Annotated in this window: 20 protein-coding genes and 1 pseudogene; 7 read left to right on the forward strand and 14 right to left on the reverse strand. The window is 35.2% G+C overall.

Going from position 1 to position 26,713, the window contains the following annotated elements; genetic code table 11:
* Positions 1–304: pseudogene (locus tag H510_RS20400) on the forward strand (IS1634 family transposase); the annotation flags it as partial.
* Positions 305–356: 52 nt separating this feature from the next.
* On the opposite strand, the gene rluF reads toward H510_RS20400, so the two are convergent.
* The 3 genes from rluF to gltB form a co-directional block, all read right to left on the reverse strand.
* Positions 357–1,196, reverse strand: coding sequence for a 23S rRNA pseudouridine(2604) synthase RluF (rluF, locus tag H510_RS0111480; RefSeq protein ID WP_245584828.1), 840 nt, complete (start codon positions 1,194–1,196; stop codon positions 357–359).
* Positions 1,197–1,469: 273 nt separating this feature from the next.
* Positions 1,470–2,948, reverse strand: a complete 1,479-nt coding sequence (locus H510_RS0111485) for a glutamate synthase subunit beta (protein WP_026904462.1) — start codon at positions 2,946–2,948, stop codon at positions 1,470–1,472.
* A gap of 5 nt (positions 2,949–2,953) precedes the next feature.
* On the reverse strand, positions 2,954–7,483 hold the full coding sequence (gltB, locus tag H510_RS0111490; protein WP_026904463.1) for a glutamate synthase large subunit: 4,530 nt from the start codon (positions 7,481–7,483) through the stop codon (positions 2,954–2,956).
* A 354-nt stretch (positions 7,484–7,837) separates the two neighbouring features.
* On the opposite strand from gltB, the gene H510_RS0111495 reads away from it, so the two are divergent.
* Positions 7,838–8,332: a D-glycero-alpha-D-manno-heptose-1,7-bisphosphate 7-phosphatase gene (locus tag H510_RS0111495; RefSeq protein WP_026904464.1), complete on the forward strand. Its 495-nt coding sequence runs from the start codon at positions 7,838–7,840 to the stop codon at positions 8,330–8,332.
* On the opposite strand, the gene H510_RS0111500 is transcribed toward H510_RS0111495, so the two are convergent.
* The 6 genes from H510_RS0111500 to H510_RS0111525 all read right to left on the reverse strand — a co-directional run bounded on the left by H510_RS0111500 (position 8,329) and on the right by H510_RS0111525 (position 13,818).
* Positions 8,329–8,736 carry a hypothetical protein gene (locus H510_RS0111500; protein WP_026904465.1) on the reverse strand — a complete coding sequence of 136 codons (408 nt, stop codon included), beginning with the start codon at positions 8,734–8,736 and terminating at the stop codon, positions 8,329–8,331. The genes H510_RS0111495 and H510_RS0111500 overlap by 4 nt on opposite strands.
* A gap of 25 nt (positions 8,737–8,761) precedes the next feature.
* Positions 8,762–9,358, reverse strand: coding sequence for a YceI family protein (locus H510_RS18760; protein ID WP_051291171.1), 597 nt, complete (start codon positions 9,356–9,358; stop codon positions 8,762–8,764).
* An 86-nt stretch (positions 9,359–9,444) separates the two neighbouring features.
* On the reverse strand, positions 9,445–10,773 hold the full coding sequence (locus H510_RS0111510) for a hypothetical protein (protein ID WP_026904466.1): 1,329 nt from the start codon (positions 10,771–10,773) through the stop codon (positions 9,445–9,447).
* Positions 10,774–10,817: 44 nt separating this feature from the next.
* The gene (locus tag H510_RS0111515) at positions 10,818–11,411 is read right to left on the reverse strand and encodes a YceI family protein (RefSeq protein ID WP_245584829.1); all 594 of its coding nucleotides are present in this window, start codon (positions 11,409–11,411) and stop codon (positions 10,818–10,820) included.
* A 229-nt stretch (positions 11,412–11,640) separates the two neighbouring features.
* The gene (locus tag H510_RS0111520) at positions 11,641–12,840 is read right to left on the reverse strand and encodes a porin (protein WP_026904468.1); all 1,200 of its coding nucleotides are present in this window, start codon (positions 12,838–12,840) and stop codon (positions 11,641–11,643) included.
* Between the two features lie 45 nt (positions 12,841–12,885).
* Positions 12,886–13,818 carry a LysR family transcriptional regulator gene (locus tag H510_RS0111525; RefSeq protein ID WP_026904469.1) on the reverse strand — a complete coding sequence of 311 codons (933 nt, stop codon included), beginning with the start codon at positions 13,816–13,818 and terminating at the stop codon, positions 12,886–12,888.
* Positions 13,819–13,909: 91 nt separating this feature from the next.
* Here H510_RS0111525 and H510_RS0111530 point away from each other — a divergent pair, with 91 nt between their 5' ends.
* The 4 genes from H510_RS0111530 (at position 13,910) to H510_RS0111545 (ending at position 19,111) form a co-directional block, all read left to right on the forward strand.
* Complete coding sequence (locus tag H510_RS0111530) at positions 13,910–14,188, forward strand: hypothetical protein (RefSeq protein WP_026904470.1); 279 nt, start codon at positions 13,910–13,912, stop codon at positions 14,186–14,188.
* Between the two features lie 486 nt (positions 14,189–14,674).
* Positions 14,675–16,357, forward strand: coding sequence for a peptidase domain-containing ABC transporter (locus H510_RS0111535; protein WP_026904471.1), 1,683 nt, complete (start codon positions 14,675–14,677; stop codon positions 16,355–16,357).
* Positions 16,358–16,367: 10 nt separating this feature from the next.
* Positions 16,368–17,726, forward strand: coding sequence for an HlyD family secretion protein (locus H510_RS0111540; protein WP_051291173.1), 1,359 nt, complete (start codon positions 16,368–16,370; stop codon positions 17,724–17,726).
* Positions 17,723–19,111: a TolC family protein gene (locus H510_RS0111545; protein ID WP_026904473.1), complete on the forward strand. Its 1,389-nt coding sequence runs from the start codon at positions 17,723–17,725 to the stop codon at positions 19,109–19,111. The genes H510_RS0111540 and H510_RS0111545 overlap by 4 nt, the downstream gene beginning before the upstream one ends.
* A gap of 306 nt (positions 19,112–19,417) precedes the next feature.
* Here H510_RS0111545 and H510_RS0111550 read toward each other — a convergent pair whose 3' ends face one another.
* Both H510_RS0111550 and H510_RS0111555 read right to left on the reverse strand, forming a co-directional pair.
* The gene (locus H510_RS0111550; protein ID WP_026904474.1) at positions 19,418–19,627 is read right to left on the reverse strand and encodes a heavy-metal-associated domain-containing protein; all 210 of its coding nucleotides are present in this window, start codon (positions 19,625–19,627) and stop codon (positions 19,418–19,420) included.
* Between the two features lie 10 nt (positions 19,628–19,637).
* Positions 19,638–21,863 carry a heavy metal translocating P-type ATPase gene (locus H510_RS0111555; protein WP_026904475.1) on the reverse strand — a complete coding sequence of 742 codons (2,226 nt, stop codon included), beginning with the start codon at positions 21,861–21,863 and terminating at the stop codon, positions 19,638–19,640.
* A 609-nt stretch (positions 21,864–22,472) separates the two neighbouring features.
* Between H510_RS0111555 and H510_RS0111560 the strand changes: the two genes are divergently transcribed.
* On the forward strand, positions 22,473–22,883 hold the full coding sequence (locus tag H510_RS0111560; RefSeq protein ID WP_051291175.1) for a GreA/GreB family elongation factor: 411 nt from the start codon (positions 22,473–22,475) through the stop codon (positions 22,881–22,883).
* A gap of 893 nt (positions 22,884–23,776) precedes the next feature.
* Here H510_RS0111560 and H510_RS0111565 read toward each other — a convergent pair.
* The 3 genes from H510_RS0111565 to H510_RS0111575 form a co-directional block, all read right to left on the reverse strand.
* On the reverse strand, positions 23,777–24,577 hold the full coding sequence (locus H510_RS0111565) for a glycerophosphodiester phosphodiesterase (RefSeq protein ID WP_081659267.1): 801 nt from the start codon (positions 24,575–24,577) through the stop codon (positions 23,777–23,779).
* Between the two features lie 140 nt (positions 24,578–24,717).
* Positions 24,718–26,088 (reverse strand): glycoside hydrolase family 16 protein, encoded by a 1,371-nt coding sequence (locus H510_RS0111570; RefSeq protein ID WP_162143077.1) that lies wholly within the window; start codon positions 26,086–26,088, stop codon positions 24,718–24,720.
* Positions 26,089–26,498: 410 nt separating this feature from the next.
* The coding region (locus tag H510_RS0111575) for an integrase core domain-containing protein (protein WP_026904479.1) at positions 26,499–26,713 on the reverse strand (215 nt) is incomplete at its 5' end.

Genomic DNA, 26,713 nt, shown 5'->3' on the forward strand with positions numbered 1-26,713 from the left:
CCATGATCTTTACAAGATAGAGCAAGCCTTCAGGATATCGAAGAACGACTTAAAAACCAGACCCATCTTTCACTTCAAAGAAGAGCCTATAAAATTACATTTGCTCATTTGTTTTATGGCATTGGTAGTCTCAAAGAACATTGAATTATCAACCAATACTTCTATAAAAAAGTTTATAACAGAAATGAAAAAAATTACTGATGCCAGAATGTTTAGTCAAATCTCCAAGAAAGAGATTAGGATAAGAACACAAATAACACCTAGCATTGAAGAATTGGTTCGACAATTAAATCTGCCGCACTAAATGGGACAAGTCAGGAGCCCTGCACTAAATGCTAGGGCTTTTTTAGATTATTTTAAGACTTTGGTTTACTGCGTTTTTGCTGATAATTTTTCTTACTCTTAAATTGCTTATAACTTTGTTTAGGTTTGGCTATCACAGAAGCTTCTTCTGTTTTACTTGATTTTGCCACCATTTGCATAATTTCTGCAAGTTCTTCTTTTGTTAAATTACGCCATTTACCTAACGGTATATTTTGTAAAGAAACATTCATGATTCTGATACGCTTTAAACGGGTAACTTCATAATCCAAATACTCGCACATCCTTCTGATTTGCCTATTTAAACCTTGTGTCAAAACAATTTTAAAAATAAAATCACTTTCTTTTTTAATCACACATTTGTGAGTAATTGTCCCTAATATGGGCACACCAGCAGCCATTTTTCTTAAAAAGTCTGTAGTAATAGGTTTATTTACAGTAACCACATACTCTTTTTCATGGTTATTACCAGCCCTCAAAATCTTGTTCACGATATTTCCATCACTAGTTAAAAAAATCAATCCTTCCGAAGGTTTATCTAACCTCCCTATAGGAAAAATTCTTTTAGGATGGTTGATATAATCAATGATATTACCTTCTACATTTCTTTCGGTAGTACAAGTTATACCTCTTGGCTTATTAAAAGCGATATAAATATCTTGCTCAGGGCTTTTAAACTTTATCCTCCTGCCATCTACCCTTACATCATCTTCATGACTTACCCGATCACCTAAAACACCAGCTTTGCCGTTTATGCTTACCCTTCCCTCTTCAATCAACTTATCAGCTTCTCTTCTAGAGCAAAAACCGGTATCGCTAATGGCTTTATTTAAACGTAAATCGTTAGAATTACTCATCATGCTTAATCTAAGCATCAAAAGTATTAAAATAACATGATTTCAGGACAATAAAAATATCTCTCAAATTGACGCATATTAACATAGGTTAACACTTTAATAACCCAAATTAGGGTAAGGAGAATCTAAAGTAGTATTACATTTTAATTTAGGTTATTTAAACTCGCTAAATACTTAATAGTTAATCATTAAACAAGCATAAAAAAGCCTTGAAAGCTAGGCTTTCAAGGCTCATAATTTATTTATGCAAAAAGATTATAACGAGTTAATAAGAATGTAAAGTAAAGTAAATTACATCACCTCTTCAAACATATTTACTGCTTCTTTACTCTCTAAATTAGAGTGTCCCATTAAGTTTTGGTCAATCTTTCTAGCTGCTTCTCTACCTTCTGATATTGCCCAAACCACTAATGACTGTCCTCTTCTCATATCACCTGCAGTAAATACCCGGTCTACATTGGTTCTGTAAACACCTTCTGTTGCCTGTACGTTTTTACGTCCGTCTAGTTCAACACCTAACTGCTCTAACATACCATCGTATTGAGGGTTCACAAATCCCATTGCTAAGAATACTCTTTGGCAAGGAATAACTCTTTCTGTACCTTCAACTTCTTTAAATTTCATCGGTCTGCCCATAGCGTCAACTTCCCACTCCACATCTACAATACGAAGCTCTTTCAATTCGCCATTTTCATCACCAATAAACTCTTTAGTATTGACACCCCAATAACGCTCACAACCTTCTTCGTGTGAAGTTGTTGTTTTAAGCAACATCGGGTATGTAGGCCAAGGCATATTATCTGTACGCTCTTTTGATGGCTTAAACATCAATTCAAATTGTAAGATAGATTTAGCACCTTGACGATTAGATGTTCCAACACAGTCAGAACCCGTATCACCACCACCAATAACCACTACATCTTTACCTGTAGCTAAAATTTCTTCTTCAGTTACAGGCTCATTACTTACACGTTTGTTTTGTTGTTTTAAAAACTGCATAGCGTAGTAAACACCTTTAAGCTCTCTACCTTTAATAGGTAAATCTCTTGGTATGGTAGACCCTCCAGCTAATAAAACAGCATCAAACTCTTTGGTTAACTCTTTTGCGTTGATATCTTTACCTACTTCAGTATTACATTTAAAAATAATACCACTTTCTTTCATCACTTCTACCCTACGCTCAACTACAGTTTTTTCTAATTTAAAATCAGGTATACCGTATCTTAATAAACCACCTGGCTGACTGTCTCTTTCAAAAACAGTTACTTCATGACCAGCTTTGTTTAACTGTGCAGCAGCGGCTAAACCAGCCGGACCAGAACCTACAACAGCTACTTTTTTACCAGTACGAATTAACGGCGCATGAGGTTTAACATATCCTTTAGCATAAGCTATTTCTATGATATGTTTTTCTATTTCCTCGATAGCTACAGCAGGTTTGTTAATACCTAGTACACATGCAGATTCGCATGGTGCAGGACAAATTCTTCCTGTAAACTCAGGGAAGTTATTGGTTGAACTTAATATTTGATATGCTTCTTCCCAATTTGCTTTGTAAACGGCATCGTTAAACTCTGGAATAACATTCCCTAGCGGACAACCCGAGTGGCAAAATGGGATACCACAATTCATACATCTTGCAGATTGTTGGTTTAGTTTTTCATCACTATACATACCAACAAATTCTTTATAATTTTTAACCCTATCCTGGGCAGGAACTTTCTCTGGAAGTTCTCTTTGATATTCTTTAAATCCTGTAACTTTTCCCATGACTCTTAGCTAATCGACTCCAATTTTTGCTTTTGCGATAATACTTTTTTGTACTCCTGAGGGAATACTTTGATAAACTTAGCTGACTCTTTGCCCCAATTTTCAATTAAAAATTTAGCAACTGTACTTTGTGTTAATTGATGATGTTTACGTAATAGATTGATGATTTCTTCTTCATCTGATGGAGATAAAGGATCTAAATCAACCATTTCACGATTACAATTATCTACAAAGTCGCCATCAATATCATAAATCCAAGCGATACCGCCGCTCATACCAGCAGCAAAGTTTCTTCCTGTTTTTCCAATAATTAATGTTTTACCACCAGTCATGTACTCGCAACCGTGGTCTCCAACACCTTCTACAACTGCTGTTGCACCAGAGTTACGTACCGCGAAACGCTCTCCAGCCATACCTCTGATAAATAGCTCTCCAGAAGTAGCACCGTATAACACTACGTTACCTACAATCATGTTCTCTTCTGGCTTAAACTTGCTTTCTTTAGCTGGGTAAATAGCTAATTGAGCACCTGATAAACCTTTTCCTACATAGTCATTAGCTTCGCCTTCTAACTCAAAAGAGATACCTTTTGCTGCAAAAGCACCAAAACTTTGTCCGGCAGAACCTTTAAACTTGTAATTGATGGTATTATCTGGTAAACCAGCAGAACCGTAAACTTTAGCAATCTCGTTAGATAACATGGTACCAATAGTACGGTCGGTATTTTTAACGTTAAAAGTACCAAATACTGGTGTTTTATCTTCGATAGCTTGTTCAGCCTCTTTGATTAACTGCCAGTCTAAAATATTTGCCATACCATGGTCTTGAGACTCGCTGTTATATAAAGTCATTCCTTTAGGGAATGATACTGGATGTAAGATAGCAGAAAGATCTACTTTCTTAGCTTTCCAGTGATTAATGTTATCTCTTGATTTTAGGAACTGTACACGTCCAACCATTTCATTAATGGTTCTAAAACCAAGCTCAGCCATAATCTCTCTCATCTCTTCTGCCATAAATCTGAAAAGATTTACAACATGCTCTGGCTTACCGCTAAATAATTTTCTTAACTCTGGGTCTTGTGTTGCAACACCTACAGGGCAAGTATTCAAGTGGCATTTTCTCATCATGATACAACCGCCAGCTACTAAAGCTGCTGTTGCAACACCCCACTCCTCTGCACCTAATAAAGCTGCAATAACCAAGTCTCTACCAGTTTTTAACTGTCCGTCAGCTTGTAAAACTACCCTACTTCTTAGTTTATTTTTAACTAAAGTTTGGTGTGCTTCTGCTAAACCAAGTTCCCATGGTAAACCAGCATGTTTTACAGAACTTATAGGAGAAGCTCCGGTACCGCCGTCATAACCTGCAATTAAAATAACATCAGCATGAGCTTTGGCAACACCTGCAGAAATAGTACCTACACCTGCTTTAGAAACTAATTTCACATTAACTCTAGCTGCTCTATTTGCATTTTTCAAGTCGAATATTAGCTGCGCTAAATCTTCGATAGAGTAAATATCATGGTGCGGCGGAGGCGAGATTAAACCTACTCCTGGTGTAGAGTGACGTGTTTTTGCAATCCAGTCATCAACTTTATGACCCGGTAACTGACCACCTTCACCTGGTTTAGCACCTTGAGCCATTTTAATTTGTAACTCATCAGCATTGGTTAAGTAGTTGATGGTTACCCCAAATCTTCCTGACGCAATTTGCTTGATAGCAGAACGCATAGAATCTCCGTTTGGAAGTGGTGTATATCTCATCTCATCTTCACCACCTTCACCGGTATTACTTTTTGCACCAATTCTGTTCATCGCAATAGCTAAAGTACTATGTGCTTCGTGAGAGATAGAACCAAAAGACATCGCACCGGTTGCAAATCTGGTCATGATATTTTCTGCCGGTTCTACTTCATCAATAGAAATTGGCTCTCTGTGATGAGAAAAATCCATTAAACCACGTAGCGTATACATACGCTCTGCTTGGTTGTTAATTGCTTTTGCGTATTTTTTGTAAACTTCGTAATCGTTTGTACGCGTGGCGTGTTGTAATAAGTGAACTGTTTCTGGATTAAATAAGTGAGCTTCTCCTCTTCTCTTCCATTGGTAAATACCACCTTCTGGTAACAAATGATGGTCAGCATCTTCGCCCTTGAAGCCACTAATATGTTTGCTTAATGCTTCTCTAGCAATTTCATCTAAACCTAAACCTTCAATTCTGGTAATACCACCAGTGAAATATTTCTCTACAACTTCTCTATTGATACCTAAAATCTCAAAAATTTGAGAACCATGATAAGATTGTAAGGTAGAGATACCCATTTTAGAGAATATCTTCAATAAACCATCACAAACCGCTTTAATATAGTTGTAAACTAATTTTTTATCATCTAAGGTAGTTTCTAATTTACCATCTTCTCTTAAAGTATGGATAGATGCTAAAGCTAAATAAGGGTTAATTGCCGTTGCACCAAATGCTAATAAACAAGCAAAATGATGAACTTCCCAAACATCGCCAGCCTCTACCACTAAACCTACAGCACCACGTAAACCTTTTTTAATTAAGTGGTGATGAACTGCAGAAACAGCTAGTAAAGAAGGAATAGCTGCATGTTCAGAATCTATAGCTCTGTCCGATAAGATTAGAACCTCAAAACCATCGTTAACGGCATCTTCTGCATAGCGGCATAAACGCTCTAAGCCTCTTTCTAAAGCACCAGGAGCATGATCTGCTTTGAAGTAAGTTTGTAAGGTTTTAGCATTAAATAAACCAGTATCAATACTTCTAAGTTTCTCTAATTCTTTATCACTTAAAATTGGATGCTTTAAAGTAACACAGTGGCAGTGCATTTTATCTTCATCCAAGATGTTTCCATTGTTTCCAATGAAAGTTGCCAAGCTCATAACCAAACGCTCACGAATAGGATCTATTGGTGGGTTGGTAACCTGCGCAAAGAATTGTTTGAAATAGCTTGATAAATGTTGTGGTCTGTCTGAAAGGATAGCTAAAGGAACATCAGTACCCATAGAACCTACAGGCTCTTTACCATCTAAAGCCATAGGCTTGATAATGGTTTCCACATCCTCACGGCTATAGCCAAATACTTTTTGGTAACGGTAAACAGATTCTTTAGTAAGGTTGGTGAAAGAGACACGAGGCTCAGGAAGCTCTTCCATCCTGATTTTGTAGTTCTCTAACCATCTGCCATAAGGCTGTCTGCCAGCTATTTGTGCTTTTATCTCCTCGTCGGTAATAATTTTGCCGTCCTCAATATCAATCAAGAACATTTTACCAGGTTGTAACCTACCTTTTCTAAGTACAGTGCTTTCGTCGATAGTTAATACACCCGCCTCAGAAGCAACAATTGCAGTACCATCAGAAGTAATAACATAACGTAACGGACGTAAGCCGTTTCTATCTAAGATAGAACCAATTAATTTTTTACCATCAGTAAAAGTTAATGCAGCCGGACCATCCCAAGGCTCCATCAGCGTAGCGTGATACTCATAAAACGCTTTTTTTAATGGATCCATAGCTTCATTACCATCCCATGCTTCTGGCACCAACATCATCATCACGTGTGGTAATGATCTGCCTGAGTGTGTTAATACCTCAACGATATTGTCTAAACAAGCCGAGTCTGATTGGTTATTATCAATAACAGGTAAAAGAATTTCCATCTCTTCCTGTGTAAAATAAGGTGATACTAAAGATCTTACGCCAGAATAAAACCAATTTAAGTTACCAGTTAAGGTATTGATCTCTCCGTTATGAGATATAAATCTAAACGGTTGAGCCAATTTCCATGAAGGGAAAGTATTGGTTGAGAAACGAGAGTGCACCATACCAAAAGCTGATATGAAACGCTCGTCTTGTAAATCTGCGTAGTATTGACGAACCTGATAAGTAGTTAATTGTCCTTTGTAAACAATAACTCTTGAAGAGAAGGAAGTAAAGTAAAACTGATCTGCATTTGTTTTTACCTCTTCATTAACCGTTCTGGTAATTAATCTTCTTAAAACGTACAATTTACGTTCAAATTCATCATTGTCTTGTACATGCTCTGGCTTGGCTACAAAAAGCTGTTTTACCTGAGGTTCTACAGCTCTTGCTGTTTCTCCTATAACAGAAGAATTTACCGGCACTTTTCTAAATCCTAAAATAGGAATATGAAGATGCGCCGCACAATCCATAATAATCTTACGGATTGCCTTCTTCGCTAATGAGTCCTTCGGTAAGAACATCATACCCACACCATATTGACCTGGCTCTTTCAAGTCAATTTCTAATTCATTACACTCCTCCAGAAAAAACTCATGTGGAATCTGCATTAAAATTCCAGCACCATCTCCAGAATCAGGATCACAGCCACAAGCTCCCCTATGTTCCATATTTTCCAGAATAGTTAAAGCATTCTGAATAATTTGGTGCGATTTTTTACCGTTGATATTGGTAATAAATCCTGTCCCACATGCGTCATGTTCAAATTTCGGATCGTATAAGCCCTGCTGAGATTGATCAGATTGATTCATTAATATAAATTATAGTTTCGGTTTGGAACCGAAAATACGAATTTTTTCAGCCAAATAGAACATTGCTAATATTTTTATAATTTTCATAATAAAAAACCGCTATGAAAGCCATTTATTTAATTTATTAACAATACTACAGTATAAAAATTACAAATACTTCAATTTAAAGCTTTAATTTTATCATCTTCTTAAATCCTCAAACATAGCTTATATCATCTTAAAACGCACATTTCTTATGAAAAGCTAAAAAAACTCTGATTTTTAGTCTGTTTTTAAACTCCAAAAATTAGCTCTTAAAATGTACTTTTTAAGCTATTGATAAATTTATACCTTCGCAAAAAATAATCGTAATAAATGATGCAAAAAAATAAGGCTATATTTCTTGATCGTGATGGTGTTCTAAACCGCGAACTTGGAGACTATGTTTGTAAACTTGAAGATTTTCATTTACATGAACATAATTTTAAGCCTTTAAAAGAATTGCAAGACAGGGGTTATTTATTGATGATAGCTACCAACCAAGGTGGATTGGCCAAAGGGTGGTATACTGTTGATACACTTAATGAAATGCATGAGCATTTGAAAAAGGAATATCTTAAACACGGTATAAAAATTACAGCAGTATACTATTGCCCACATCATCCTAATTTTACAGGCGAATGCGATTGCCGTAAACCTAAGCCAGGTATGTTATTAAAGGGGATACAAGAGCACCATCTAGAACCTTCTTTATGCTATTTTATTGGTGATAAGGTAACAGATGTTGAAGCTGCGGATGCTGCCGGAGTAAATGGTATTAAAATAGAAATAGACCAACCTTTAGATGAAATCCTACACCTAATTGCTTAAGGATTTATTTTAGCAAATAGTAATCCTGCTATAACAGATTGCAGAAAACCGTATAAGAACCAACTTGATATCATTAAAAAAGTAATATCCAAAGAGCTAAAGGTTATCCACATTACGGGTAGTAAAGCTACTATGGCATATACAAAACCAAACTCTAAACCTCTTAAAAAGATGGTGCCTTGAAATAGCTTTTTAAAACGGGCCCAAAACCATGATAATGCAAAGCTCATGATAAAGGGGTGCATAAAAAATAGTAAATCTCTACTACCATCAGAATTGAATAAAGGATTATTGTATTCTACAAATAACTCCGGAAAATATCTTATTCCTAACATAAGTCCAAAATAACTTATTAAGAACAGGATTAAACCAGCGCCTAAACCAGATAGTAAAACTTTTTTCATGACTTTTATATTAATAAATTTCTATTTATAGGGCATTTATTGTTTTTATATGAAGATTAAACTCTATATCTAATTCATCTTCAGTTGTGATCATCCCACCTATTTTTCTTGGTGGTTCTATATTAAAATCAGAGAACTTGATTTGTTTTAAGCCTTTTAATTGTAAAGTATTTGTTCCTGACGGAATAAGTTGGTAAGCTACCTGAAATTTTTTACTTACACCAGCCAAATCTATCTGTACCCAGCCTGTTATATGTTGTCCTTTTAGCTGTGGGTATTTACTAAGGTTTATAAATTTGATAACAAGATTTGGAAATTGTTTAGCTTTTAGTGTCTTTCTTAAATCAGCGGTCATCATGGCGTTATGGCAATCAAAACTATTGATATCTAGTTTCATGGCTCCCATCATTTTCACAGGGTCTTGCTGGCTATTTTGTACAAAAGATAAGGTATCAGGTTTATAATAGTTGTTGATAACGCAATTGAATTTATTTACATTGGTGCTACCATTTACTTTTAAAGAACAGGTTTTATAAATTACCCACTTACTGGCAAGTTCTTTTTCTTCAAAAGCAGTAATCAGTAACCAAACTGTAAATATAAAAAGCTTCAAAAGTTTCATCGTATTGTATCTAAAAAGGGCATTCGGATAAATAATTTTTTCAAACTAATACCCGAAGCCCTTTACTCACCTTTTATAATCCAGACTTAGAAACCAACTACTGCCTGTATGATGTATCCGCTAAACTCGCCACCATTACGATAATCTGTTGTAGGGAATTTTTTGTATTGTTGTTTAACATACTCTCCTTTTAATAAAATATTATCTGTTAAGAACCAACCTGCACCAAATGCTATCCTGTTAACTTCAATATCATCATTATAAACAATTGCCGGAGCTGTACCTGCTGCTGCTACGTTTGCCAATTTTGCTGTTACTACATTATATCTGGTTCCTACAAATAAATTTTCTTTGTTTCCAAACCTGTAAATAACATCTAAAGCGTATTGAGATAATTTTCTTTCATCAACTTCTGTTTTAGTACGACCTTGTGCTGCTTCATAGGTTCCGAATAATTCTAAACCTTTAGCTTTAACAAAACCATTTAATTGTAAAGCATCTACCTTTTTACTGAAACCTGGGTTTAAACGACCTGATGTAAATTGTGCTGTTGCTGTGCTTCCTAATTTTTCCATGACCATAAAGTAGTTTGAACCTGTACGGTCTCCGGCATAAAGGGTTTGGCCACCAGAGCTTTTGTTTGTATAATAAGAAGCTGCTAAACGTAATCTTAAATCATCATTTAATTGTTTATCAAAACCCGCTTTTAAATAAATTGCTGGAGATTTGTGGATATTTTTATCTTGCGGAGTAGCAATTAAACTATCAATATTACCTTTAATCATACCATTGGTAACTGCTACTTGTCCAAAGAAATCTCCTTTTCTGTATAAAATCTCACCACCAATTTCTGTTGTAAAAGCATCAACAATATAGTTTTCTGCAAATGGGTTGTACAAGGTGTGCCCACCGTCTGATCTGCGGAAGTGTTGATCTCCGTAATTGATTTCCATGTGACCAACTTTGATGGTTGTGTTTTTCATCAAATCAGACCAAAACTGACCTTTAAACGGTAGCTTATCAAATTGGATGTAACCACCTTTTACCCAAGTTTCATTATGGTGCCTTGCAGATAAATAACTGGTTAGGTTTAACCTGATACCATCTGCTAATTGAACATCCATATAAAGGTTCGCATTAGCGGTATTAAATCCTGGAGTAATTTTATATAATCCGCCAGCAGTATTCTCATGCTTTAAGCCTTGGAAAGATTGGGTAAAGCCTGCACCAAATCTTACTTTTAGTTTATTAAAAACCGCATCGTTTTCTTTTGGAGCTTCAAATACGTTAATACCTGATTTATCATAAGGACGAAGATTTGCAACTTCTGTTTCTTGAGCAAAAGTATTGCTTGCTGCTACAGCTAGTAAAGCTGCTGCACCAAATTTTAGGTTTGAAAGTAATCTAGTTTTCATGATTGTTATTATTGAGTGATTATAGAACAATTGATTATTTATGTTTATTTTTTAAGTTTTAAGAGGATATCGATAGTTACATCGTCTGCAACTTTTAGTGCCCCCATCATAAAGGTTGGCGCTTTAATATTAAACTCGCTCATTTTAATAGCTTTAGAACCTTTACAAGTGATACTTTCATCTGCACCTACGGTATAGGTAGTTTGGATAAGTACCTTTTTGGTTACGCCAGAAATGGTTAAGTTACCTGTTGCTTTAATGATTCTTTGTTGTGGAATTACAGTTGCATCTATCAATTTGAAAGCTATTTTATCAAATTGTTCTTCTTTAAGTGCTTTATGTGCTCTACTGTTTAACAAATCTTCTTTACCTTTTAAGTTCTTTACAGGAAGCACAAAACTTAAAGCAGAGACATCTTGTATATCTGTACCCTTAACAGTAAAATTTGCATCACAAATAAAATTTACAGCTGTCATATCCCAGTCATGTATATTAGATGTTCCGATAACCTTAATTTGCGAACCTGTACTTACCTTATAAGCAGTTTGGGCTGATACAGCAGGTAGATAAATAAACGTGAACAACATTACACATGCCATGTAAGCTGTTTTGGTGATGTTGTGAATGTAAGGTTTCATAAAATTGAATTATTGATTTATAATTCAAAGGTATGGTGGCCCCTACAGCTAAAGAATGACCTAAAGGATTAAAAAAAGTGATTTAAAATATAATTTTTGTGTCTAAAATCACTTTAGAGATTTTAAGGATATTTTAACATGATTTAAATGATATGGTAGGGCTATATAAATATAAAACCCGCTTTATAGGCGGGTTTAACTGTAGTTTAATAAGATAAAACGATATTTTTTATATCCCTAATTCTATCTGAAACATGGCACCCCAATAATTTTTATCATAGTTTAGACTATGATTTTGGTTGCCAACATTATAGCTTAAATTAAGCTGTGCTTTTACTTTGTGTGCTCTTAAATACTTGGTTAAGCCTAATTCATATACCTCACGGGTCTCTTCAAAATTTTCTAATCTATTTGATGGTGTTAAATAAGAATATCTAAATGCTGTTTCTACATTATTTTTAAAGATATAAGAGAGCTGATTGTTTAAGCCATAACCTTCATAAGCATAGCTTAAAGCGCCATCGGTATTATAAGTTAAAGGATTATTTACATCTCTTTTAATAAACTCTACAGCATAAGCCCAACCATTATATTTAAAAATAGCATCAAGCATTAAAGTTTTCATATCTACAGGTGCAAATAAATCTTTACCTAATTGTCCTCCGGTATTGGTGGTAGCCTTATTATAAGAGTATCCACCCGCAATACTTAATTTTGGCTTTTGCTCCCTTTCTAAATCTCCCTCAGAGTAATCACCATCATTTGTAAAACTCCCAAAAGGTAAAAACTCTACCCTACCGGTATAGGCTAAACCTTTATCTGTAGTATTTACAGACCGACCCTCGCCAGTAGAAATAGCTCCTTTTAACTGATAAACTGCATTTCCTAATTTATTGGTATAATAGGCTTTTAAACCAAAATCTCTATCAATCGTTAAGGCACCGTTAACAATAGAACGTTCTGCAAATTGTAATTGCCCAGATGAGTTTACACGTTGTCTGTTTCCTGGTAGTTTGTTTTGCCCAAAGGCCACATAAAAATTATCCGTAAAGTGATAGAAAATAACAGCATCACGAACAATATTGGCCACGCCTGTATTATCAGCATCTTGATCTCCACGCGAAAATGATAGCTGTACACTGTAAGCTAATTTTTCTCCTAGTATATAACCATCTCCTCTTAGCCTTAATCTCCTTACACGAGCATCCCACTCACTGATACCTAAATTATCGGCAGATTCGGTAGTAAAACCCATCCTGTTTTGCATTCTAAATCTAAAGTTAATGAAGAATAGAGAATCTTTAGATGAAAATTTAAGACCTTTAAATTGCATAGAGCGTTCATCTACCTCTGTTTGTGCGGCTACTGGCTTATATAAAACACAAGTAAATACGATTAGAATTGAACTTAGAAAATATTTAGACCTCATGTATATTTGATTAAAAGGCGAAAATAATAATTTTTATCAAGTGGCTTATTCTAAAGTCAATTCTTTAACCCAACTAAAGCTTTTGTCTTGTATTTCTTTTTTATGCTCTCTGGTATAATCTAAAAAAGTTTCTGCTACAGGCGATAGGTTTTTAGATTTTAGCCAAATCATTCGCCATTTGGTTTTTATAGGTAAACCCGCAACCGGTATGATATTCAAATCTTTGAGCATTACCTCATTATGTACACCTATTAAAGGCATTACAGAAAAACCCAAACCAGCAATAACCGCTTGTTTAACGGCTTCGTTTGAAGTAAGTTCTAGCTTTTTTCTGATATTAACTTTACTCTTTTCAAAGAAGCTTTCCATAATAAATCTGGTACCAGAACCTGCTTCCCGGTATATCAATTGTATCTCATTAAAAATACTTTTGTTATAAGGCCCGTCATGATATTGATGCTCTTTATTACCCAATAGGTATAAATTATCTTCTAAAAGTACTTCTTCATTTACAGCCAATCTTTGTGGTAATACAGATACCAAAGCAAAATCTACCTCGTTGTTTTCTAAACTTTCAAGCACTTTAGACTTGTTGGTTACGTCCATCGTCAAGTCTATACCATGGTGTTTTTTCAAAAAATCTGTTAAAAAATAGGGCATAATATATTTCCCTGTAGACACGACAGCAATTTTTAACCTGCCAGATAAAATGCCTTTGTATGCCTGCGTTTTATAATTAATAGCATTTATTTCATCTAATATTTTTTGTGCCATTCGGGCTATCTCGAAACCAAAATCAGTGATATACACTTGTTTACCAACCACTTCGGTAAGGGCAATATCAAATTGGTCTTGAAAATTTTTAAACTGAATAGACACAGCAGGCTGTGTTAAAAAAAGCTCTTGAGCGGCCTTGGTAATACTTTTTGTTTCAACAATCTTTAAAAAAACTTGTAATTGATGCAGGGTATAATTCATAAAAAATTATTATGTATTTCATATCAAATATAAATAATAATATATAGAAAACAGGTTTTATGTTTGTAAGGTTAATCAAATAAAAATGAACATGGAAGAGAAACAATATTCTTTTATAGATTGGACTTTTAGTGCAGAAGATGCGGCTCATTTACTTTCTACACTTTACAATGCCAAACTAGAATACCACAATAGGCAAGCTTTAATTAAGCATGAAGGTCAAAAATCTATTCCAGCTGATGAGCTTAAAAGAATAGCAGAATTAGAAAATGCTTTAAAGAAAATAAGAGAAGAGATTAACCTGGCTAAAGAAAAAAATACTAAACTGCATATAAAAAGTAGTATTAGTTTAAATTTTATCCCCAAATAAATGTTGTTATGGCAGTGCAGCGTAAGCTGCCTGCCTTAATAAAATACAAAAGCGAGAGCTTTTTGTATAAGGCAAAAACCTATGAGGTTTAATGATTATAAATAAGATTAAATTGATAAAAACATTAAAATATAAACAAAAAATTAGCTTGGCTAGATAAAAACACCCGATTACAAATAAAAAGCAATGTTTGATTAAACTTCATCCCCAAAATAAATGTTGTTATGGCAGTGCAGCGTAAGTTGCCTGCCATAAATTTTAAAAACTAGTTATTAAAAACAGAAAATCACCCAGTTTGGTAAATAAAAAAAGCAAAAGATTAGAATAAGATTAAAATTTACAAGAAATTAGGATAGCTAAATAAAAAAATACTAGGTTGCAAACAAAATTAATACAAAGCTAAACTTCAATCCAAAATAAACGTTATGACAGTGGTGTAGCAAAAAGCTACCTATGTTAATAAATTAAAGAAGCGAAATATCATATATGGCGAATGCTGAAAACTATTCTATAAGAAGTGCAATAAAAAGATTTAATCAACTGGTTAATTTAGAAAAAAGAGAAATTAGCAGTGTATATTTTTATGCCATTATCAATGGTTTTATCTTGCTTTCCTTACCTTTAGGCATACAAGCTATTGTAAACTTGCTTTTTGGTGGAACTGTGAGTACCTCACTCATTGTTTTAATTGGCGTGGTGATCACTGGGGTATTACTAACAGGTATTTTGCAAATTGCTCAAATGCGTATCACGGAGCGTTTACAACAGAAAATTTTTACCCGTTTAACTTTTGCCTATGCGTATCGTATTCCAAAACTCAATCTTTTAAGTGTAGACTCTTATTACTTACCAGAATTAATCAATCGTTTTTTTGATACTGGAAATTTGCAGAAAGGATTTTCTAAGCTCCTACTAGATTTCCCGGCCGCTAGTATTCAAATACTTTTCGGACTTATTTTACTATGCTTTTATCATCCTGTATTTATCATTTTTGCAGTAACCATCTTCACCTTAGTAATACTTATATTCTATTTTTCGTCTGATAAAGGCTTTGTAACCAGCATGAAAGAATCAGACTATAAATATGATGTAGCACATTGGTTAGAAGAAATTTCAAGAGCTGTTAAACCTTTTAAATTAAACAGGCACCACGAATTACATCTTAAAAGAACAGATAAATTGGTGAATGGTTATTTAACTTCCAGAGATCAACATTTTTCTGTTTTACTTTTTCAATACAGAATTTTGATAGGCTTTAAAGTTGTTACAACTGCTGCAATGCTTATTTTAGGTTCTTATTTATTTATACAGCAACAAATAAACTTAGGACAGTTTATTGCTGCAGAGATTGTAATCATCACCATATTAAGTTCTATTGAGAAGATGATTTTAAGTCTCGAAGTTGTATACGATGTACTTACAGCATTAGAAAAACTTAATAAAGTTCTGGAAAAACCACAAGATGATGAAGGAAGCCCCGAGCAAAGTTTAGCATTTATCCCTACAGCTGGCTTAAGCATTAAAATAGCTTCTTTAGATTTTTCTTATCCAGGCGAACCTTTAACATTAAAAAATCTCAATCTACAAATTAAGGCCGGAGAAAAAGTGTGCATCCTAGGTTCAGAAGGTTCAGGAAAATCTACGCTTTTACGAATTTTATCAGGTATTTATCAAGATTTTAAAGGAAATATTTTATACAATAATACACCCTTAAAAATGATTGATACTAAAAGGCTAAACAGGCATGTATCCTCATTACTAGGAGATGAAGATGTATTTAGTGGTTCTATATTAGACAATATTACATTAGGTAATACTGAAATCAGTTTTCAAGATGTTGATTTGGTGTGTAAAATAGTTGGGTTAGATGATTATATCAGTAAACAACAACAAGGTTATGAAACCCATGTAGACCCACAAGGCAAGAAACTTCCTTTCAATATTATCCAGAAAATATTATTAGCAAGATGTCTGATAACTAAACCATCACTTATTTTGGTAGAAGATAATTGGAATGGCATTGAGCCACAAATCAGGCAACAAGTCATCAATCATTTAACCAACCCTAAACATGATTTCACACTAATTGCGATAAGCAATGATGAAGCTTTTACCAGCCAGTGTAGCAGAACAATTTATTTAGAAAATGGCCAGTTAGTAGAAAATTAATGTTTTAATTATGTTTTTAGATAGCAAGATTCCTTCAGACCATTTTATAAAATATCAATCTTTCGGAAAGATTATGCGTGAGCGTGATGGTAAATCAAGAAGAAAAAAATGGTTTACTTTTACGTTAATAGGTGTAGTTATAGTATTATGTTTACCGTGGACACAAAACATACAACCCACCGGTATAGTGTCTACCCTTAATCCAAAACAAAGGCCGCAACAAATCAATAGTATTATTGCCGGAAGAATTGAAAATTGGTACGTTAAAGATGGAGACATTGTAAAAAAAGGAGACACTCTATTATATATTACCGAGGTTAAGGAAGAATACTTAGACCCATCGCAATTGATACGAGTAGATGAACAGATTAAAGCTAAATCTGCATCTATAGATTTCTATAAAGATAAAGCTAAACTAACTGGCGACCAAGCAATAGCCATAGAAAGAGCAAGAGTTTTAAAACTTAGTCAAGTTGCCAATAAATTAAAGCAGTATACTTTAATAGTACAGTCAGACAGTATCAGCTATGTTGCAGCTGAGAACCAGCTAAGAATTGCCGAAGAACAACTAAAAAGGCAAAAACAATTGTATGATGCTGGTTTAAAATCTTTAACCGAATACGAACAAAGACAGCAGGCTTATCAGGATGCGCTTTCTAAAAAAATGGGCGCAGAAAATAAATTCTACAATAGTAGGAACGAGTTACTGATCATCCGTCTTGAACAAAATGCTGTTGAACAAGAATATCAGGAGAAAGTATTAAAAACCAATGGAGATAGGTTATCTACCCTATCAGAGATGGCTACCACACAAAGTGAAGTGGCTAAACTTAAAAACCAACTTTCTAACTATGAAATCAGAAGAGGATTTTACGTGATTACAGCCCCTCAATCTGGTCAGGTAATTAGAACCACTAAAGCTGGTATTGGCGAAACCGTTAAAGAAGGCGACCCACTGTTAGAAATTGTACCTATTAATTTTGATGTTGCAGTTGAGATTTTTGTAGACCCATTAGATTTACCGCTGATCAATAAAGGACAAAAAGTACGCTTACAATTTGATGGTTTTCCGGCTATTGTATTCTCTGGCTGGCCAAATACTTCTTACGGAACTTTTGGTGGTGTAATAGCCGCTGTAGACCCTTCTATTAGTATTAATGGTAAATTTAGAGCTTGGGTTAAACCCGATAGAAATGATAAACCATGGCCACCACAATTAAGTTACGGTACCGGAGCTAAAGGTATAGCCCTGCTAAAAGATGTACCTGTTATTTACGAACTATGGCGTCAGTTAAATGGCTTCCCGCCTGAGTACTATGTTGCAAATTCAACAGAAAGTAAGGGTACAGAAAAAAGCGATAAAAAATGAAAAGGTTATTAGTTTCTACTATTCTGATAGCGTTTTTGCTGCCGGCTTTTGCGCAACAACAGCCTTTAGACACCCTTAAATGGGAAGCTTTTAAAGAAATTATCAAATATTACCATCCGGTAGCGCAGCAGGCTAATTTGGTTGGCAGATTAGCCAAAGCCCGCATGCAACAAGCCTGGGGCGGTTTTGACCCAAAACTATCCTTAGATTATGATAGAAAGGCTTTTGATGGTACAGAATATTACCAATTTGTAACACCCGAGGTTAAAATACCTCTTTGGTATGGTGTAGAACTTAAAGGTAATTACGCCACTGCAGAAGGTGCTTATTTAAATCCAGAAAATAAATTACCTACCGAGGGTTTAAGTACCGTAGGGCTAAATTTTTCTTTAGGAAAAGGTTTATTGATGGATAAAAGAAGAGCTGCTTTAAAACAGGCTCGTATTTTTACCGAAGCTAGTGAAAACGAACAGATACTAATCATCAACGATTTAATTCTGAACGCTGGTGAGGCTTATTTAGGCTGGCAAAATCAATATAAAATTGCTGAAGTATATCGCAAAGCATTAGAATTAAGCACCATCAGGTTTGAAGCAGTAAAAGAAGGTTTTAGGGGTGGGGACAGACCAGCTATTGATACCGTGGAGGCTTTAACCCAAGTACAACAACGCGAAGTACAATACCAACAAGCTACTTTGGATTTACAGGTAGCCAAATACCTTTTAGCCTCTTTTTTATGGTTAGAAGATAATACCCCAGTAGAGATAGAGAAGTTAAACGCTTTGCCACAAGAAGCTAATATTACTTTACCAGAAAGTGCCGAATTGAACATTGCCAATAACCCTAAACTTTTAAGTTATGATTTTAAGCTACGCGATTTACAAATAGAGAGACGCTTAAAAGCAGAAAGTTTAAGACCTACTATAGATTTACAAGTGGGCTTACTTAATAGCGATACGCAATTTCTAAGAAATGTAAACAGAAGATATTGGGAGCAGAATAATAAAGTTAGCTTCCAGATAGCCATGCCCCTTACCTTTTCTGCAGCAAGAGGAGAATTAGCAGAAGCTAAAATTAAAATCAGGAATACAGAGCTAGAGCAAGATCTAGTACGTAATGATTTAAATGTAAAACTGAATCAGAATTTAGCTGAATACAGTACCTTACAAAATCAATTACGCACTCTTAAAGAAGCTTTAGTAGCCAACCAAAAACTACTGGATGGTGAAGAAATGAGATTTAGATTTGGAGACAGCTCTTTGTTTTTAATTAATGCCCGCGAAAGTAAACTGATAGAAGCACAAGAAAAACTGATTGAAACCCAAAATAAGCTATTAAAAAACAAACTAAAGAAAGAGTGGTTACTTGGTTCTTTGGTAAACTAATTTTTTTAGATGGTGGTAAAACGTTGGTAGGTAAGTTATCCTATCAACGTTTTTATTTTACTTATATCAATAGTGCTGTTTAATATGATAATGAAACACACGTTGATGTTTAGGAATAAAGTGGATATCTGAACTGCATAGTTTTAGACTCTTTATTTAGCATTTACAAATCTTGCTCATCAGGAAGTTCAGGATGCGTAAGCTAACATCCTTAAGTTAATGGCATTACTAACATCCTAAACAAAGACTTACATCCTCTGAACATTCATACAATAAAATTGCATCAAGATGCTGCTAAATCTAAACTTAAACTTGTTCTGCTGTAAAACCAGCCTTTTTTACTGTATCTGCAACTTCTTGTGCGCTTAGGCCCTCTGCCTCTACCGTTAGTATTTTATCCACATTAGCGATATCTACCTCCCATTTATATACTCCATTTAATACATTTAAAGCTGGTGTTACAGTGGCAATACATCCACCACATTTAATATTGGTTTTAAATTTTATAGTTTCCATGTTTTTGTATTTATGATGTTAAATATTTTAAGCGTAAGCTGTTTGTCACTACCGATACCGAGCTTAAAGCCATTGCTGCACCTGCTAGCATCGGGTTTAATAAAAATCCGTTAAAGGGATATAAAATTCCTGCTGCAAGGGGTATCCCGATAAGGTTGTAAATAAAGGCCCAAAACAAATTTTGCCTAATGGTTCTTACTGTTTGTGAGGACAGTTGTAAAGCCTTAGGCACCAATCTTAAATCTGAGGATACCAAAGTAATTTTTGCTACATCTATGGCAATATCAGAACCTTTACCCATAGCAATAGATACATTAGCCTGTGCTAAAGCGTGGCTATCATTGATACCATCGCCTATCATGGCTACTACTTTTCCTTCTTGCTGCAATTTCTCTACAAAAGCTGCCTTATCCGCAGGCAAAACATCAGCTTGGTAATGTTGAATACCCGTTTGCTGGGCTACAGCTTTTGCGGTTTGCTCATTATCTCCGGTAAGCATATATACCTCAATGCCTTGCTGCTGCAATTGCTGTATAGCATCTTTAGAGCCCGCTTTTACTTCATCGGCTATAGCCACAACTGCCAAAACTTCTTTACTGTTTGCAAAATATACCAGTGTATAGGCCTGCTCCTTTAAAGCCAATAATTGCTGCTGCAAATCATCAGCGATGGCTAAATTTTTAAGCTTTAGTATTTTATGACTAGCTGCTGTATAAGTTTCATCCTCAAAAACCGCCTCTACCCCCAACCCTGTTAAGCTGTTAAACTGGTTTAACTGAACTGTTGGTAAAGTTTTTTGTTTTAAGTATTTGATGATAGCTTCTGCCAATGGGTGTTCAGACTGCTGCTCCATGGCTAATAAAACCGCCTCATAAGCTTCTACCTTATCTAGAGCTACTTTTGCCCATAACACTTGCTGCACTTGAGGATGCCCAGCTGTAATGGTGCCTGTTTTGTCTAAAATAATGGCATTTACTTGATGTCCGGCTTCTAAGGCTTCGGCATCTTTGATGAGAATACCCTGCTCGGCACCTTTACCAATCCCCACCATAATGGCGGTTGGCGTGGCTAAACCTAAAGCACAAGGACAAGCAATGACCAATACCGTTACCATAGCCATTAAACCTTGGGTAAAAGCATGCTCTCCGCCAAAAAGCATCCAAATAGCAAAGGTTAATAGGGCTATCAGCATCACCACCGGTACAAATATTCCAGCAATTTTATCTACCAACTTTTGTACAGGTGCTCTAGAACCTTGGGCATCTTGCACCAGCTTAATAATTTGTGCCAATAAGGTATCTTCACCTACCTTTTCTGCTGTAAACTTAAAGCTACCTTTTTGGTTAATGGTTCCTGCAAAAACAGTATCTCCGGCCTGTTTGGCTACTGCAATAGGCTCACCACTAATCATGCTCTCGTCTACAAAAGAATTACCCTCTGCTACCCTGCCATCCACAGGTATCTTCTCTCCCGACCTTATTAAAATTAAATTTCCTACCTGCACCTGACTAATCGGAACTTCTTCCTCGCCACTAGCGCCTAAACGTATAACCTTTTTAGGCTGCAAGCCTATCAGCTTTTTGATAGCTGTAGAAGTACTAGATTTCGCCCTATCTTCTAATAACTTACCAAGCATGATAAAAACAATTACCACCGCGGCCGCCTCAAAATAGACATGTGGATGCAAACCTCTTTGATGCCAGAAATGGGGATTAAAAGTATTAAACACACTAAAAACATAAGCTATACCTGTGCTTAAAGCCACCAATGAATCCATGTTGGCTTTGCCATGTTTAGCCTGTTTATAAGCATTGATAAAAAAACTTCGCCCGTAAAAGAATAAAACGGGTGTGCTTAAAACCAGCATCAGCTCATTGGCATAAGGCATATCCATCAGAAACATTCCTATTACCACTACGGGGATGGTTAAAATAGCTGCCAGAATAAAGTTATACTTCAACTTTTGATAAGCCTGCTGCTGCACTTCTTCCTGCTTTTCTTGCGCATTTTCTTCGTCTATAATGATATCATAACCCACACTTTGTAAAGCTTTCTGTAAATCTTGTGGCTTTACCTGCTCTGGGTTAAAGCTTAGCTTAACCGACTGATTGGCATAATTTACCTCAGCCTGCTGAACGCCTTCTTGTACTGCAAGTATACTCTCCACACTTACCGCACAACCGGCACATGTCATCCCCGTTACCGGGAAGTTTTGGGTTTTTATTGTTGTTGCCATCCTTTTTCCATTTGATAGAACAAATTTACTGGCTTGGCCACCGAATGTGTTATATAGTTTTAGGAAAGTGTTATATAATTTTGGGATAAAACCTGAAATTATTTACATTTTTCTGGCTTTATGTTTACTATTTTTCTGTTTACCAATATTACATGGCATAACTACACCTTTGTATAAGAAATTGGCTTTATCACTTATTTTGTATAATTTTGAATTATGTATCCAAAAAGTAGGCAGTCATTATCAGCATTACATCCAAAACTACGGGTGAGTAAGGGGATGTTCTGTCGTTTTCTGTCACTTCAATTTAGACTTGGTGACGCTTTTCTTAAAAGCAGTAAAGACTTTATACACTAAGCCCTGCTTTATCTAAGCAGGGGATTTTTCAATCAATTTCTTTTTAAAAAAAGCAATTTGTGTTGTGGTGATAACCTATGCACTCTTTGCGCTATTACCGGGTTAACTTAGTTTCTCTCTAGAGCTTGATGTTTATTTACACATCATACATGTTTGGAACTTACCAGGTATGAGCTTTATAAAAGAAATATTTCAATAAAAAAATTAGGAATAAACAATGAGATACTTGTGATCTCTATAACATCACACATCATGAATAATAACGTCAATCATCATACACAAATACAAGAAACACCGGTTATTTTAACCACAGGGATTTATGACTTATTAAAAGACCATATCAGGAGAAGAAAGTTAAGTAAAGCAAATGAAGCTGCTTTAGAGGCTCAACTTAAAAAAGCTACTCAAGTTTTGAGAAAAGATTTACCCGCTGATGTTGTAACTGTTGAGACGCTTGTTACTGTTAAAGATCTTGATACAGGCGAAACTCAAGAATATAAATTTGTAGGACCAGATAAGGCTAGAAAGAAAAACAATACTGTTTCTATTTTATCGCCCATGGGAATTGCCTTGATAGGTTATCCGGAAGGGGCTATTATTGATTGGGAGTTTGGCGATTGTATTAAAAAAAACCAGATTACAAAAGTTCTTAGAATTTCATAGTTTTTTGGATAGTGATGCTTTTATCTTGTAGGCTTAGCTGGTGGAAGTTATAAAAGTATCACGCTGTTTGCTCAGTGAGGGAAACGCAGCTATAACTTTATGACAAAGCATGCGAAGAATGAAGCAGTCTCTTTTTTAACTTGAATTAAGAGATTGCTTTATTACTTTCGCAACGAAAATCATAGAATTCGATTGTAGAAAGTAGAAAGTTAAAAGATTGACTTAAAGTGGAATTGCAATTGCAATTCCATATCTTTAATGATTATAATTATCCACCTCACGAACAGGCGGGGCCCATTACTTTTTTGAGGAAAAAAGTAATCAGAATGAGCCTATGCGAATCATGAATACCTTTAAAAATCAATAAAAACTAATGAATAAAGTCCTGATCAATCCCGCAGGAGCCTATACCGCAATTCAAAAACAGGAGCGCTTTATTTAAGTCAAAAGTAGAAAGTAAAAAGTAAAAAGAACCTGAAAATCGGATAATTTACACTTATTACTTCATAACGGATATTTAGGACTTATAACCTAATCAAATTTAACTAATGAACTGATTGTTGCTCATGCGCTTCGGTATAGACTGTTTTTATGTATGGTTGTTCCTTTTTAGAAGTAGAAAGTATTGAGTAGAAAGTATAAAGAGCCTAAAAAGTGGATATTAGGGAGAGTGCCTTAAACATAAAACTTATCTTTCCGAAGAACGGAGGATGGCCTATGAAGATTTGGAAGGGAAGTCAAATAAATCTTTTGTAATAATTTTCGTTAAGCAGTATCGGGAAACAACCCGACGGGTGTTGTAAATAATTTCATCAAGTAAAATCCTTCATGAAATGGCAATTCCACTCACCATCTATAACTAACAACTAGAAACCGATTACCTACAATTGATATTATTTTTCTGCCAGTACCTTTAATAGTAACTCAGGTTCGTCTGTAGTGATAAAGGCTACTTTTTGTACTATTAGCTTTTTCATATCGGTGGGGTTATTCACTGTCCAAGCGTTGATGCTTAAGCCCAATTGGTGGGCTTCGTTAATCCAAGTTGGATTTTTCTGGTATTCAGAAAAGTGATAGTCTAAACCATCAATCCCATCAGCTTTAAGTTTATGCGGGGCAATACCTCCATTTAGATAAGCTACTTTTGCTTTAGGCTCAAGCGCTTTTATTTTTTTAAGCGCATCGTAGCTAAATGAAATATACTCAACCATATTTTCTGCTTTTAGCTGCTTTACTAAATTTATTACACGCTCTGCAGCTTCCTCAGTTCTTTCTTTACCTAATTTAGAGGGTTTAAGTTCTAAAATCAATTTGGTATGCTTTTGCTTTAAGCCTGCTTTTAAGTAAGCTTCTGCTGTTGGTATAGACTCTCCGTTACTTAATTTTTTAGCGAGTAAATCTTGATAAGTGGCTTGTTCTATGTTGATACCAAAGAAGTCATGATCATGGTTTACCACTAAAATGTTGTCTTTAGTGAGGTGCACATCAAACTCGGATCCATAACATTTTAAGGCTATGGCTTGGTTTAAAGATGCTATGGAGTTTTGTGGCAATTGTAAAGCTTTCCATGCTCCGCGATGAGCGATTACGGGGTTGTAGCTTGATGTTGAGCTACGATTTAAAACGGAACAAGCTGTTATTGTAAAAACAATGAGGAGGCAAAAAGTTGAAGGAAATATGATTGATTTTCTCATGATATCAAAAAGCTTAATTCTTATATAATTGTTGGGTTTTACAAGAATAAAGTTAAGCTTTCTGGTGTTATTTATGGGTAAAGCCGATGTAAAAAAGGGATTAACTTAAATTAACCCCTTTTCACAATAATAACTTTAATTTATTTAGCTACGAATTGCACATCGTCAACATAAATCCATTCGTTAGCTTTTGCTGTAGATGTAAAAGCTATGGTAGCTTGATTATTAGAAACATAAATATCATCTATAGTGATTTGAACCCAATCATTGGTAATTGGTATGTTGATGAATCTTTCTACATTTCCGAAACCTAAACACCTCATTCTAGATGGAGTTACATGTACCGAGCTTTTTACCCAAGCCGTAAGTTTATAGTAACCATTGGGTATGGCATTTAAATTTTGTTTGGTGGTTGTTAAATAATCTATGTTATCGAAATGCCTTAACCTATTATTCCCAACCTTGGCATGTATTGTTGTTTCTACTTCACTAGCATCCCTATTATATCCAGAATTGAAAGGTTCTATCCAGCCTATGGGATCTTCATAGCCTCTGTTTACAGAAGAACTAATTTGTTGTATATATTCAAATGAAGGATTACCCACCAGATTTACTCCAACATTTCTTTTAGACCAATATTTCACATAAGAAACTTGCATTTTAGCATTGCTATTTAGGAGAGGCTCATGTCCGCCAAAATCATAATAATCAGGTTCTGTACTTAAACGAGTGGGTGTTGCTAAACCTGTAAGCCAGATATTTTGAGGACTGTAAACATTATAATCACCTGTTAAATTTACTGTTCGTTTTAAAACGCCATCTACATAATAATTAATTTTACCTGGTAGCCATTCGTACCCTACAATAGACCACTCGCCCAATGGTGCCCCCACTAAAACTGCTCCCGGATTTTGTCTGGTTGGTATATAGGTAAGATAATTGGTTTCTATCTGAGAGCCTGGCTTCGAATCAAACTCAACACCATCAATTTCTATCACTGTGTTGTAACGAGGGATTAGCCCATCATCAAACAAAGGTCTCGTATAAGAAGTAACACCCGAACCTAAAGACCAGAAAGACTGATGAAAACCTTTGGTTTCTTTAAAGAATTTTACTCTGGCTTCATAATATCCATAGCCAAATAATTGTTTCGTGATTAAACCTCCACCAGTATGGATAACAGGATTATTACTAATTTGGCGATAAGCAATTTCTAACATCCCATTAATAATTTTGACATTTTCTGCTCGGTTTCTGGATTTACCATTTGCGTAAGTAGAGTCAACCCGAGGGAACCAAATATTGGTATCATAACTGGTACCATTAAACTCTTCTTCAAACATGAGCTGATAGCCCTGTCCTGCGGGTGGACCAACAGCGCTTGTTGTTGTTTTAAATTTGGATTTACCATTGAGTATTTCTTCTTTGGTAGAGATAACTTGTGTTTTTTCGCATGAGGATAAGGCTAATAAAACACCAAATCCTAAAATCATTTTTTTAGACTGTTTCATTTTCATCGTTTTTTAATTGGTTACCTAAAAATATCTGATTAAAAATCAGCCTATTACCTCATGAGCTAATTAAATATAAAAGGGAACACTCCCAAAGCTTGGTCATGTTCCCAACACAAATAAAATTGATGTCCTCTTGTAGAAAATCATTTTATTAGATAATTATTGCATTGAGTTGTTTATAGGGAAAATTTATTTAAAAAGAAGCAAAAACGTGGATTTTAACTCTTAGGGAGGGTTCCCAAATATTGGGAGCGGTTACAAATCAAAAGGATATATGATTGACCTCCTCCCTATAAACTGATCAGTCTAAAGTAGAGTTTCGGGCGTATTTGACCTCCTCCCTATAAACTGATCAGTCTAAAGTAGAGTTTCGGGCGTATTGACCTCCTCCCTATAAACTGATCAGTCTAAAGTAGAGTTTCGGGCGTATTTTCATGCAATATAATAAATTCCTGTGGAGATAAATCATCTAAGGAGCTATGGGGACGGAAATGGTTGTATTCCCATCTCCAGTCCTCGATTTTGTTTTTAGCATCTTCCATATCCATAAACCAGTTTGTGGAAAGACATTCATCTCTGAACTTGCCATTAAATGATTCCACGTATGGGTTGTCTGTAGGTT

The sequence above is a fragment of the Pedobacter glucosidilyticus DSM 23534 genome, from assembly GCF_000425145.1.
GTDB classification, from domain to species: Bacteria; Bacteroidota; Bacteroidia; order Sphingobacteriales; family Sphingobacteriaceae; genus Pseudopedobacter; species Pseudopedobacter glucosidilyticus.